Raw genomic sequence first — 12,768 nt, forward strand, 5'->3', positions numbered from 1 at the left:
GACTAAGTAGCATGAGGCACCCCCGATGAACGCGAAGCAAACCGAACGGCGACGGCAGCGTGGCTTATGGTCTTCATCGAGCGGCTGGGGGGCCATCGTGCTGTTGGGGTGGCTAAGCCTTTTCGTGGGCGCCTCTGCCCATGGCCAGACGCAAACGGAGCCTTACCCTGCCACGGACATGACGCTGGTGCTGCCCTACGGGGAAGGCGGCGCAACGGATGTCTTGTTCAGAGCCATTGCCGAGCGTGCCCAGGTCGCGCTACAGGCCCCCATCGTCGTCGTGAACATGCCCGGCAGCGGGGCCACGCTGGGGGCGCAGTTCGTCAAGGAATCCCCGCCCGATGGTTACACCGTACTGGGCAGCCATCAAACCATCGACCTCGCCTACCTGTCGGGGCTTTCCAACTTTTCGCATGAGGCATTCGCCCCCATTGCCCTGCTGACCCGCACCGTGAACATGCCGGCCACCTATGCAGGTCACTCGGTCAGCAGTGCTTCCCAGATTGCCGAAAAGGTGCGCGAACAGCCGGGCAAGCTGCTGTTCGGGGTGATTCCCAACTCAACGGACCACTTTTTTTGGCTACACTTCTTCGCGCAGGCCGGTATCGATGCCAGCGATGTACAGTTCGTCCAATATCCTGATACCGGTGCCCAGGTCGTGGCCTTGTTAGGCAGAGAGCTTGATTTTGCCATGCTCAACCTGCCGTCTGCAGGCACCCTGTTTGCGTCGGGTGCCCTGGTGCCTCTGGGCGCTGCCAGCGAGCAGCGTCTTGCGGCGCTACCGTCCGTGCCGACGCTTCTGGAGCAGGGCATCACGCTGGTCAATACCACGGACCGCGGTTTGCTTGCTCCCTTGAACACGCCTCCTGAACGGCTGGCCAGCATTGCCACCGCCTTCCGTCAGGCGCTGGAAGCGCCTGACTTGGCACGTCGCTTGATGGACACCCACGGCTCTCTGGTGGACTTTCGCCCGCTGGAGGCCTATGGCCAGTATCTGGATGAGCAGTATCAACAGTTGGAAAGCCTGACCCAGCGGTTAGCGTTCGAGCGCTAGCCAGACCATCGACCGGAGCCTCCACGTCCCATGCCCTTGAATACTCGTGATTTAGCCGCCGAGACGCTACTGCTGCTGGTGTCAGCGACGCTCCTGTGCATGGGCGCCACCAGCCTGTTGGTGGGGCTGGTGCTGCCACAAGTGGTGTTCGGCCCGATGCTGGTGCCGGATGCCGCGCTGGCGACGCTGCTGATCGGCGTTAGTTTACTGGCCACGCTGTGCCAGTGGCGCGTGTTGAGACTGGCAAGTGCCGGGGGCTTGACGCTGCTGCTGCTGTACACCTTGCTGCACAACCTGATGGCGCAGGGCGTCAGCGAATCATGGGTCACTGGGCAGCCGCGCATAACCAGCTTGGCGGCGGCAGTGTTGCTGATGATCAATGTCTGCCTATGGCGCGGGGTCGAAGGGGTAGCAAGACAGCGCTGGTGGCGCGCGGCAGGCATAGGTTTGCTGCTGTTTGGCGGTGTGGTGGTTCTTCAGTTATGGCGTCCTCAGGCAAACCAGGTGACGCTATTCACCTTCTCGCCTCTGGCGGTACTAGTGTTCATCGTGCTATTGGCGGTTGCGCTGTTGGTGGCCGGCTGGCGGCAGCGTCATGAGCGGCTCAGCCCGGGCCGCTTGACCGTGGTGGTCGGGTTGGCAGGGGTGTTGGCCAGTAGTCTGGCGTGGTTGCTGCTGAGCATGCATCAACGCTCTTCCATCGAGCAGCAGGCGGGTTATCTGCTGGATAGCGTGCAGCTCAATGCCGAGCAGGTGATGACGGAAAGGCTGCTGTTGATGCAGCGTATGGCCGAACGCCTGGCAACGGTAGAGGGCCAACCGCGTGACGTGTTGTTGACCCGCGACGCCCAGAACTATTTTCGTGACACACTCAGCCTGCATGCGATTGCACTGATGGATGCGTCGGGAGTGCTGTCATGGTCGCAGGGACGCAGGCACACCAGCGATATCTGGCTGCTGGAGCAACTGAGCACTCCGTCTGTCCAGGCATGGGCCGATATTCCGTTCGATCGTCCGCGCCTCTTGATACCGGACAGCCTCCAGCCTAATAACGTGATTATGCTGATCCCCATCCCGGATAGTGCACAACGGTTGCTGGCTTCGTTCAACCTGGGCGAGCTGCTGAGTAATGAATTGCGCCTGGCACTTGGGCCGTTTCATGTGGATGTCAGCCGCCTTCAGCACCGTCTGGTGCGGCTGCACCCTTCCGGGTTCACGGTCGATGATGGCGAAGCCTCCACACTGATGCTGGCATCTCGGCATATGGGGTTGCCGGGGGGGATCAACCTCATGCTGAGCGCCTATCCCGGCCAACACTACAACTGGGCACTGTTGGGCGTGATGCCGCTGAGCGTCACGCTGGGTGGGCTGGTGATGAGCTGGCTGCTGGCGTTCAGCGTGGGGTTGGTGGGCGCGAGCGTCACCCGGGCCAAAGAGCTGGCCGAAGCGCGCCACTCCCTGGCCGACAGCGAGCAGCGCTATCGTTCGCTGTTTGCGCACCACCCCGACGCCATTTTTGCCGTGGATCCCGAAGGGCGTTTCATCGAAGCGAATGCAACCTGCGGGCGTGTGACCGGCATTCCTCGGGAAGAGGTCTTGCAGCGTCACTTTGCCAACGTTGTCGACCCTGACGACGTCACGCATGTGGCGCAACAGTTTCAGCAGGTGCTGGGCGGTGAAATCGCGCGCTTCGAAGTCTCGCTGCGCCACCGTGATGGCCAGCAGCGCTTGCTGGATGTGATCGGTATTCCGATCACGGTCAATGGTCGAGTCGACGGAGTGTACGGCATTGCACAGGACGTCACCGCAAGCCGCGCCCAGCAGACTCGCCTTCGGACTCTGGAGCGCAGCGTGGAAGCCAGCGTGAACGGCGTGCTGATTGCCGATGCCCGCGCACCGGATTTGCCCATCATCTACGCCAACCGTGCATTTAGCGTGATGACCGGCTACTCGCTGGAAGAAGTCACGGGGCAGAACTGTCGTTTTCTACAAGGGCCGGAGAGCGACCCGGATATGGTGGAGAGGCTGCGCCACGGTATCCAGCATCAGCATGAGACCCACGTCACGCTGTGCAATTATCGCAAGGATGGCACGCCGTTCTGGAACGATCTTTACGTCGCGCCGGTGCGCGATCAGGAAGGCGTGGTGACCCACTTCGTCGGGGTGCAGCACGATATTTCCAAGCACAAGGCCTACGAGGCACGTTTGGCTTACCATGCCACCCATGACGACCTGACTCGCTTGCCTAATCGCATGCATTTCGAAGAGACGCTGCAGGCAGAGTTCGCCCAGGCCCAACAGGGGGAGCATGCCATTAGTGTGCTGTTCGTGGATCTGGACGATTTCAAGCCGATCAACGACAGCCTGGGCCATGCCGTGGGAGATCAGGTATTGATCGAAGTAGGCCAGCGGCTGAAGGCGGCACTGCGCCAGGAAGATACGGTGGCCCGCTTGGGCGGTGACGAGTTCGTGCTGCTGATTTCGTCGGTCAGTGACGAAAAGCAGGTGATCGACATCGTCGAGCGCCTGTTGCCCGCCCTGGCTCGCCCTTACTGCATCGATGGCCACGAGCTGTACCTGACGGCCAGTGTCGGCATCGCCATCAGTGGGCCGACCACACCCCAGCCACAAAGCTTGATTCAGCAGGCAGACATGGCGATGTACAAGGCCAAGCAGCAAGGGCGCAATGCGTATGCCTGGTTCAGTAACGACATCAACGAGCTGGCCAGCGAGCGCGTCATCCTGCGCAACGACTTGCAGGAAGCCATCGAGCATGATTGTCTGGAGCTGCATTATCAGCCGCTGTTCGACCGTTCGGGTAATATCGTCAGTGTCGAGGCGCTGGTGCGCTGGCGGCACCCTGTGAAAGGCTATATCTCTCCTGCACGTTTCATTCCGCTGGCCGAAGCAACGGGGCAGATCATGCCCATCAGCGAGTGGGTCCTGCAGCGTGCCTGTAGCGACATGCTGAGCCTGCAGCAAAAGGGGTTGGGAAGCCTGAAGGTGGCGGTCAATCTCTCGCCTTTGCAGTTTCATCGCGCAAGCTTTCTGGCGACGCTGCGCCAGACGCTCTCGTCGACCGGTCTTCCTGCCGAGCAGCTGACGCTGGAACTGACCGAAGGCATCCTGATGAACAACACCGAGGCGGCAATTGGTATTCTGCATGCGCTGCGCAGCATGCAGGTGAGCGTCGCCATTGATGACTTCGGCACCGGCTACTCGAGCTTGAGCTATCTGAAACACCTGCCCATCAGCACCATCAAGATCGATCGCAGCTTCATCAACGAGCTGATTCACAGCGATGACGATGCCGCCATCGTGCAGGGCATCATTTCCATGGCCCACCATTTGGGGCTTGGCGTGGTGGCCGAAGGGGTCGAGAATGACGCCCAGCACCAACGTTTGATGACTTACCGCTGTGACATGTTCCAGGGCTTCGGGCTGGCCAAACCCATGCCGCTGGCGGAGCTCGAAAACATCATGGCGGCATTCACGGCTTCGACCACCTCTGGCTGACGAGAAAACATGGCGTTGACCACCACGACCTGGTACCTGTATCTGCTGGAGTGTCGGCGAGGCACCTATGTGGGCATCACCAATGATTTGACGAAGCGCTACCAGGCCCACCGAACCGGCAAGGGCGCGCGCTATACCCGTGCGCACCCGCCCACGGCGCTCTTGGGGGCGCAGCCGTTTCCTGATCGCGCCACGGCCAGCCAGGCCGAGTACCGCTTGAAACAGCGCACCCCGGATCAAAAGCGCCACTGGGCCCGCCAATGGCCGGTCGAAGGGTGGCACCCGGAAAGCGAGTAAACACACCATGGCAACAGGAGCCTTCATGCGTACGTTTTTTCCGAGGATAGCCGTCTGCGTCAGGCGCGCAGTGAACTGCACGATGGCACGCTGGTCAGCCCCTTCGAATGCCCGGCGCGCATGGATCTCGTGCTGGCGGCGCTGGCGCAGGCCAATATCGAGGTGCAGGCGCCGCAGGCCTATGGGCTCGACCCCGTGCTGGCGGTGCACGATGCAGACTACGTGGCGTTCCTGGAAGGCTGCTGGCAGGCATGGCAGGCCGCCGGTCATGAAGGCGAGGCCATTCCCAATATCTGGCCAGCGCGGACCCTGCGCGGCGACCGCATACCGCGCTCGGTGAGCGGCCAGCTGGGCTACTATGCACTGGCCGCCGAAACCTCGATCAGCGAGGGGACGTTTGCGGCGGCCATGGCCAGCAAGGACACTGCGCTGGCCGCCGTGGAGCATACGCTGACCACCGGCGAGCCCAGCTTTGGGCTGTGCCGCCCGCCCGGCCATCACGCAGCCTTCGATCAGTTCGGCGGCTACTGCTTCTTCAATAATGCCGCCATTGCTGCCCAGCGGGCCCTGGCCAGCGGCATGCATCGCGTGGCCGTGCTGGACGTGGACTTTCATCACGGCAACGGTACCCAGCAGATTTTCTACCAGCGTGACGATGTGCTGTTCGCTTCCCTGCATGGCGACCCCGACGTGACCTTTCCCTACTTTTCCGGCTATGCCGACGAAACGGGGGAGGGTAAGGGAGAGGGCTACACGCTGAACTACCCGCTGCCGCCCGGTACGTCGGTGGCGCGGTGGATGGCGGCGTTGGACGATGCCTTGACCCGGATTGCCCAGGCCGAGTGTGAGCTGGTGGTGGTGTCGCTGGGCGTGGACATCTTCGAAGGCGACCCGATCAGCGCTTTTACCTTCCAGCACGCCGACTTTACGGCCCTTGGCCAGCGGCTGGCCCAGTGTGGTTTGCCCTGCGTCTTTTTACTGGAAGGGGGCTATGCAGTGGGAGATATCGGTGTCAATGTGGTCAATGTCTTGCAGGGCTTTGGTGCGGGTGCGAGATGACAACGGCACCAAATTCGGGCAGTCTTATGCCTTTTTAGCCTATCAATGATGGCGGGAGCGTGTCGTGGCAGTCTACGGCGGAATACAGGCACATGAAGTGGAGCGTTGGCTGAATGCCCTCACCAACGCGGCCTATGACCGACGCTGCCCGCTCTCCCAAGTGCATGGCGGCAATGCCCGTGCACGCATTGCGCGTCAGGACCTCATTTATTTGGCCACCTCGTTTCGCAGCGGTGAACGCACTCGCGACGCCGTCGCCGACGGCTTGAGCCGCTGGTGCCAGCACTACCTCAGCGAAGCGGAATGGTACGTGCTGGTGGGCGGTCGCAAGCCGCCCTCCTCGAACGTTACCAGCACCGCACCTCTCGCGGGTCAGCCCCGTGATGCCCAAGCCGGTAGCGAGTCTGCCGCCCCTTCCGAGGATGATGCTTCCTTGGAAGATCCCTTCGTGGACGACGCGCTAGACGCGCTTTATCAACACCGAGTGGGTTAACCCACGCCATCCAGCGCTGTTACAATGGATGCATGAACAGTGCTCATGCCGTTTCGGCCACCGCCTCCCTCGATGACCCTTTTTACTACCTGGCGAATTTCCGCTTCGTGGTCGATTGGGTGCAGTCGCGTCACGGCGATTTGCTGAGTGCCGAGGAGCATCACGCCCTCCAGCAATGGTCACGGCTGCCGCGGGCTGCTCAAGCGCTGCTGGTACGCATGGTGATGCGCAAAGGCGAGCTGTTCCGCATCGATAAGCTCAGCTATCCCGAGATTGGCGACACCCAGCAGGCACTGGCCCCGCTACTGGCCCAAGGGTGGGTCGACGAGACACCGCCGTTGAGCATCGAGGCGCTATTTCGGCTGCTGCGCCTCAGCGAGCTGCGCGACGCCCTGCAACCGATGATCCTTGAGCTGGGCATCGCCCCCAGGGCGACCAAACGCGAACTTCAGGCGGCACTGACACCAAGGCTTACCGAGGCGCGCCCGCTGCAGCAGTGGTGGCCAGAGGCCACCACGAACATCGTGCGCCTCGACATCATGGCGCTATGCGACCGCCTGCGGCTGATGTTCTTTGGCAACCTGCGCCAGGACTGGGCCGAATTCGTGCTCACCGAGCTTGGCTTGCAGCGTTTCGAACAGCTTCCGCTCTCTTCGGATTCGCGTGCATTTCAGCGCCGCGAAGAGGTCGATACCTATCTCACGCTGCACCGCCTGCGCGAGCGCCTGGAGAGCGGCGAGGCGCCGGGAGTGCTCGCCACTGACGTGCCCGCTGCCTTCGGCAACCGCTGGCTGGACGCCCGCCGCTCGCGACTGCTGCTGACCCTGGGGCACACGGCAGAGCGCAGCGGTGAGGCGGCCCTGGCCCTGGCGCTATATGCCGAGTCCAGCAACAGCGAAGCGCGCATTCGTCGACTGCGAGTGCTGGAGCGCCTGGGCTGCTATCAGGAGGCTTACGCGCTTGCCGAGGCGTCGCTCGATCAGGCAGGCGAGAGCGAAGCCCAGGCGCTGGGACGCCTGCTGCCACGCCTGACGCGCAAGTTGAATTTGCCCGCCCCATCGGCCGCGAAAGCCGTCGATGCCCCCACTTACGTGCTGGCGCTGCCCGGGCCTCAGCCGGTGGAGCGCGCCGTTGCCGAGCACTTATCCACCGCCCGTGCGCCGGTCTTCTATGTGGAAAACTGCCTGATCACGGGGCTGTTCGGCCTGCTGCTCTGGCCAGTCATTTTCAAGCCGCTGCCAGGAGCGTTCTTTCACCCGTTCCACAGCGGGCCTGCGGACCTCTACCGCGAAGACTTCGTGGGCCAGCGCCAGGCAGAGATCGACGCCTGCCTGGCGCAGCTGGAGGATGGCCGCTACCGCGCGACGATTCTGGCTACCTGGCAGGACAAGCAGGGGCTTGCTTCCCCCTTCGTGCATTGGGGAGTGCTGAGCGAACCGCTGGTCACCATGGCGCTTGACTGCCTGCCCGCCGCGCACCTGCGCGGCTGTTTTACCCGCCTGCTGGGGGATCTCAAGCACAATCGCGCAGGCCTGCCGGACCTCATTCAGCTGATGCCGGAAGCAGCGGATGGCGAGCCGCGCTATCGGATGATCGAGGTCAAAGGGCCGGGGGACCGCCTGCAGGATAACCAGCGCCGCTGGATCGACTTCTTCTGCCGCCAGGAGATGCCCGTCGAGGTTTGCCACGTGCGCTGGCAGCCCCACCCATGAGCCGCTATCGCGTGGCGGTGCGTACCCTGTGTGACTTCACCGCCCGCCAGGGTGACCTGGACCACCGCTTTACGCCCGCACCCAGTGCTCAGGAGGGCATCGAGGGGCACGCTCTGGTGGCCAGGCGGCGGGAAAAGATCCCCGGTTATCTCGCCGAACTGCCGCTCTCCGCTGAGTATCAGGGGCTGCGCGTGTCTGGCCGCGCCGATGGTTTCGATGTGGCGGGCAACTGTGTCGAAGAGGTCAAGACCCATCGCGGTAGCCTGGCGCGCATGGCGGATAACCAAAGGGCGCTGCACTGGGCGCAGGTGAAAGTGTACGGCGCGCTGCTCTGTGCCGAGCGGGGCCTTGCGCATATCACGCTGGCGCTGGTGTACCTGGAGATTGCCAGCGGTCAGGAAACCCGGCTGACCTGCGAGGCCCGCGCCGATGAGCTGGAAACGTTTTTTGCCCACCAGTGCCAGCGCTTCCTGGCCTGGGCCGACCAGGAGGCGGCCCACCGCGAGCGCCGCGATGCATGGCTCGCCACGCTGAGCTTTCCCCATGCGGATTTCCGCCCCGGCCAGCGGGCACTGGCCGAGGATGTCTTCAAGGCGGCCAGCACCGGCCGCTGCCTGCTGGCCCAGGCGCCCACCGGTATCGGCAAGACCCTGGGCACGCTGTTTCCCATGCTCTCCGCGATGCCCCGCCAGCGGCTCGACCGCATCGCCTTTCTGACCATGAAAACCCCCGGCCGCCGCCTGGCGCTGGATGCCCTCACCAGCCTGCAGGCCCCCGCACAGCCGCTGCGGGTGCTGGAGCTGGTGGCGCGTGACAAGGCCTGCGAGCACCCCGGTACGGCGTGCCAGGGCGATGCCTGCCCGCTGGCAAAAGGCTTTTACGATCGCCTGCCCGCGGCCCGTCAGGCGGCGGTGGAACATGGCTGGCTAGACCGCGAGGCTCTGCGCGAGGTGGCGCTGGCGCATCAGGTGTGCCCTTACTATCTGGGCCAGGAGTTGGCCCGCTGGGCCGATGTGGCCGTGGGGGATGTCAATCACTGGTTCGATAGCCACGCGCTTTTGCACGGGCTGGCCCAGGCCAACGACTGGCGGGTGGGCCTGCTGGTGGATGAAGCCCATAATTTGGTCGAGCGTGCCCGTGGCATGTACAGCGCTGCGCTCTCCCAGCAGCGTCTGAGCTACCTGCGGCGTCACTCCCCACCGGCGCTGGCCAAGCCCTTGGCGCGCGTTGGCAGGCAGTGGCAGGCCCTCAACAAGGCGGTAGCAGACCAGGCGCCGGAGCGTCGTTATCACCTGCTGGATACGCTACCCAGCAAATTGTTGGGTGCACTGCATACCTTGGCCGGGGCGATCACGGATTATCTGGTGGAGCATCCCGACGGGGCGAGCCAGGCGCTTCAGGAGCTGCTGTTCGAGGCGCTGGCGTTCTGCCGCCTGGCAGAGCAGTTTGGCGATCATTCGCTGTGCGACCTGGACGTCGCGGGGAAGGGCAGTGCCGTCCTCGGCCTGCGTAACGTGATCCCGGCGGATTTTCTTGGCCCGCGCTTCAAGCGTGCCCACTGCGCGGTGCTGTTCTCCGCCACGCTGTCGCCCTTTCACTACTATCGTGACCTGCTGGGGCTGCCGGAGCACAGCGTCTGGCGCGAGGTGGCGTCTCCCTTCGTGGCGCAGCAGCTGGAAGTGCAGCTGCGCACGGATATCTCCACCCGTTACCATCACCGCGGGGCCTCGGTGGCGCCCATCGTGGCTACCCTGGCGGCGCAGTACCAGCGCCACCCGGGGCATTACCTGGCGTTCTTCAGCAGCTTTGCCTACCTGGAACAGGTGCTGGCTGCGTTTGCCCAGGCCCACCCGGACATTCCCGTGTTTGCCCAGACGCGCAGCATGCAGGAGGCCGAGCGCGACGCTTTTCTGGCACGTTTTACGCCCGGCGGCTGCGGCATCGGTTTTGCAGTGCTGGGGGGCGCTTTCGCGGAGGGGATCGACCTGCCCGGCGAGCGGTTGATCGGTGCCTTTGTGGCCACGCTGGGCTTGCCGCCCTTCAACGACTTCAACGAAGCGCTGAAGGCTCGGCTACAGGCGCGCTTTGGGCGTGGAGACGACTATACCTACCGTGTGCCGGGCATGGTCAAGGTCGTACAGGCGGCGGGCCGGGTGATCCGTGGCCCCGAGGACCGTGGGGTTGTGGTATTAATGGATGACCGCTTTTCCCAGGCGCGTATACGGGCGCTGCTGCCACGCTGGTGGCAGTTGGATACCCCTTGACGCTGAGTCACGTCCCCTAACCCATAACCACAAGGACCGCATTGCACCATGGCCGATCTACTCTGGTACCAGTACGTGCTCATTGGGCTGATCTTTGCCTGGAGTGGCTTCGTGCGCACCAGTTTGGGCTTTGGCGGCGCCGTGCTGGCGCTGCCGTTCTTGCTGCTGGTCAGCAACGAGCCGCTGGTCTTTCTGCCCATCATTACCATTCATCTGCTGATCTTCTCCAGCTGGATTGCCTGGAACGGGCACCGGCAGGTGCGGCAGGCGGGCAATGGAGCCGCGGTGCAAAGCAATATCGATTGGGGGTATCTGGTCAAGGCGCTGAAGATCATGATCATCCCCAAACTGGTCAGCGTGGTGGGCTTGCTGAGCATGCCAGGCTAAATCACATTTCAAGAGGAGCGGTGGTCGCATGAGATTCATCGACGCGCTGGCCAACCTGCAACGCGCAGGCCAGCTGCACAGGTCCCTTCGGCGAGCGACCCACGGCATCGTGTGGCTCGTGCTGCCGCTGGCGCTGCCTGCCATGGCCAGCTGCCCGGCAGCGTCCACCACGGACCTGGCGCACATCAAAGGCATTGGCGAGCAGTCTGCCCTCGCCGAAGGCCAGCGTGTGACCATCGATGGCGTCGTGACCGGGGAGTTTCTGGGGCGCGAGCGCCTCAGCGGGTTCTACCTGCAGCAAACCACCGAGCAGGGCTCGGTAGGCATATTCGTGTATGCGCCGGAGCTGGCCGAGCACAAGGCCGCGCAGGTAGTGGCGGGCCAGCATCTGCAGCTACAGGCGCGTACAGGAAGCTTTCGTGGCAACCCTCAGCTGCAGCGCGTCACTCAGCTGGTGACCTGTGACAGCGCAGGCGAGCTGCCCGAGCCCATTGCGTTATCCTGGCCCCAGGACGCGGCCTCGCTGGACGCCATGGAAGCGCTATTGGTCACTTTCCCCGAGCCGCTGACGGTCACCGATAACCATGATCTGGGCCGTTACGGCACGCTGGGGCTGGCCAGCGAGCGACGCTTTCGGCCGACCCATAGTGCCGTTCAGGCAGCTCCTTCGCCTGCGCCACTGCTGCTGGACGATGGCAGCTACCGCACGAACCCCGACCCCGTGCCCTATCTGAACGAGCAGGGGACGCGCCGCGTAGGCAGCACCCTCGACGGGCTGACCGGGGTGCTCACCCACGCCTTTGGCGACTACCGTTTGCACCCCACGCAAGCGGTCACGTTCACCGACAGCAACCCCCGCCCCGGCCCGCTGGAAGCACCGGGTGATGCCCTGCGGGTGGCTACCTTCAACGTCGAGAACTACTTCATCACCCTGGGGGAGCGTGGTGCCGCCAATGCGCCCGCGCTGGAGCGCCAGCGCGGCAAGCTGGCAGCGGCCATCGCGGGGCTGGAGGCGGATATCCTGGCGCTGATCGAAATAGAGAACCGCCCCGACGCGCTGACCGATCTGGTCGAGCTGTTGCACCAGCGCACGGGGATTCGCTACCAGCCGGTGGGCGAGCCCGAGCGTCATGGAACGGACGCCATTCGGGTGGCGTTGCTCTATCGGCCGGACCGAGTGGAGGCCTTGGGAGCCCTGCATATCGACCGTGACGATGCCCACGACCGACCGCCGCTGGCCGGCTTCTTCCGCAGTGTGCGAGGTGGGCCAGAGGTAGGGGTAGTGACCGCGCACTTCAAGGCCAAATCTGGCTGCCCCGCGCAGGGGGATATCGACCGTGGCCAAGGCTGCTGGAACGAACGACGTGTTGCCCAGGCGCAGGCCACCCAGCGTTTTCTGGACACCTTGCGCGAGGAAGCGGGCCACGAGCGTTTGCTGCTACTGGGGGACCTCAATGCCTACGGTGCCGAAGACCCGATCCGCACTTTGGTACATGCAGGCATGACCGACCTGATCGCGCGTCATCTCCCCGCCGAGCGCCGTTACACCTACGTGTTTCGCGGTGAGTCCGGGTATCTCGACCACGCCCTGGCCAGCGCTGAACTGGCCGAGGCCGTGCAGCAGGTGCATACCTGGCCCATCAACGCCGACGAGCCGCGTTTTTTGAGCTACGACCAACAGCCGGACGACACCCCGCCCAGCCCGTTTCGCTCGTCAGACCATGATCCCATCGCGGTGGACCTGGTATGGCCATGAAACGTGGCGGGCGCTGCTGAGGGGCGCAAAAACAAAAACGGCCACTTGCTCTAAGAGCTAAGTGGCCGTTTTCGTTGAATTCTTGGTCGGAATAGCAGGATTCGAACCTACGACCTCTGCCTCCCGAAGGCAGCGCTCTACCAAGCTGAGCTATATTCCGAAGGTTGCCAAGGCGTGCCTAACAACGGGACGCATCATACGTAGTTCAGGGGCTTTTTTCAAGCCCCTTT

General features: G+C 63.5%; 8 protein-coding genes, 1 tRNA gene and 1 pseudogene. 9 read left to right on the forward strand and 1 reads right to left on the reverse strand.

The window, feature by feature from the left end:
- Window positions 1-25 precede the first annotated feature (25 nt).
- The 9 genes and pseudogenes from B7L71_RS11090 to B7L71_RS11130 all read left to right on the forward strand — a co-directional run bounded on the left by B7L71_RS11090 (window position 26) and on the right by B7L71_RS11130 (window position 12,538).
- Window positions 26-1,054: a Bug family tripartite tricarboxylate transporter substrate binding protein gene (locus B7L71_RS11090; protein ID WP_081137984.1), complete on the forward strand. Its 1,029-nt coding sequence runs from the start codon at window positions 26-28 to the stop codon at window positions 1,052-1,054.
- A gap of 30 nt (window positions 1,055-1,084) precedes the next feature.
- Complete coding sequence (locus tag B7L71_RS11095) at window positions 1,085-4,570, forward strand: EAL domain-containing protein (protein ID WP_081137986.1); 3,486 nt, start codon at window positions 1,085-1,087, stop codon at window positions 4,568-4,570.
- Between the two features lie 9 nt (window positions 4,571-4,579).
- On the forward strand, window positions 4,580-4,867 hold the full coding sequence (locus B7L71_RS11100; RefSeq protein WP_039183214.1) for a GIY-YIG nuclease family protein: 288 nt from the start codon (window positions 4,580-4,582) through the stop codon (window positions 4,865-4,867).
- Between the two features lie 54 nt (window positions 4,868-4,921).
- Entirely contained in the window at window positions 4,922-5,926 is a 1,005-nt protein-coding gene (locus B7L71_RS11105; protein WP_081137988.1) for a histone deacetylase family protein, read from the forward strand.
- A gap of 64 nt (window positions 5,927-5,990) precedes the next feature.
- On the forward strand, window positions 5,991-6,419 hold the full coding sequence (locus B7L71_RS11110; protein ID WP_081137990.1) for a hypothetical protein: 429 nt from the start codon (window positions 5,991-5,993) through the stop codon (window positions 6,417-6,419).
- Between the two features lie 32 nt (window positions 6,420-6,451).
- Window positions 6,452-8,131 carry a VRR-NUC domain-containing protein gene (locus B7L71_RS11115; protein WP_081137992.1) on the forward strand — a complete coding sequence of 560 codons (1,680 nt, stop codon included), beginning with the start codon at window positions 6,452-6,454 and terminating at the stop codon, window positions 8,129-8,131.
- Complete coding sequence (locus tag B7L71_RS11120) at window positions 8,128-10,395, forward strand: ATP-dependent DNA helicase (RefSeq protein WP_081138088.1); 2,268 nt, start codon at window positions 8,128-8,130, stop codon at window positions 10,393-10,395. Before B7L71_RS11115 ends, B7L71_RS11120 begins: the two co-directional genes overlap by 4 nt.
- A 48-nt stretch (window positions 10,396-10,443) precedes the next feature.
- Window positions 10,444-10,776, forward strand: a pseudogene (locus B7L71_RS11125) (sulfite exporter TauE/SafE family protein); the annotation flags it as partial.
- Window positions 10,777-10,810: 34 nt separating this feature from the next.
- Complete coding sequence (locus B7L71_RS11130; protein WP_081137994.1) at window positions 10,811-12,538, forward strand: ExeM/NucH family extracellular endonuclease; 1,728 nt, start codon at window positions 10,811-10,813, stop codon at window positions 12,536-12,538.
- 83 nt (window positions 12,539-12,621) lie between these two features.
- Here B7L71_RS11130 and B7L71_RS11135 read toward each other — a convergent pair.
- Window positions 12,622-12,698, reverse strand: a tRNA-Pro gene (locus B7L71_RS11135).
- Window positions 12,699-12,768: the final 70 nt, after the last annotated feature.

The organism is Halomonas sp. BC2 (assembly GCF_002078115.1).
Lineage (GTDB): Bacteria > Pseudomonadota > Gammaproteobacteria > Pseudomonadales > Halomonadaceae > Vreelandella > Vreelandella stevensii.

What these genes read in the sequence shown, in the direction of transcription:
- B7L71_RS11120 (WP_081138088.1), top strand. Translation starts at nt 8,128, where the DNA reads ATGAGCCGCTATCGCGTGGCGGTGCGTACCCTGTGTGACTTCACCGCC.
- B7L71_RS11090 (WP_081137984.1), top strand. Translation starts at nt 26, where the DNA reads ATGAACGCGAAGCAAACCGAACGGCGACGGCAGCGTGGCTTATGGTCT.
- B7L71_RS11130 (WP_081137994.1), top strand. Translation starts at nt 10,811, where the DNA reads ATGAGATTCATCGACGCGCTGGCCAACCTGCAACGCGCAGGCCAGCTG.
- B7L71_RS11095 (WP_081137986.1), top strand. Translation starts at nt 1,085, where the DNA reads ATGCCCTTGAATACTCGTGATTTAGCCGCCGAGACGCTACTGCTGCTG.
- B7L71_RS11100 (WP_039183214.1), top strand. Translation starts at nt 4,580, where the DNA reads ATGGCGTTGACCACCACGACCTGGTACCTGTATCTGCTGGAGTGTCGG.
- B7L71_RS11115 (WP_081137992.1), top strand. Translation starts at nt 6,452, where the DNA reads ATGAACAGTGCTCATGCCGTTTCGGCCACCGCCTCCCTCGATGACCCT.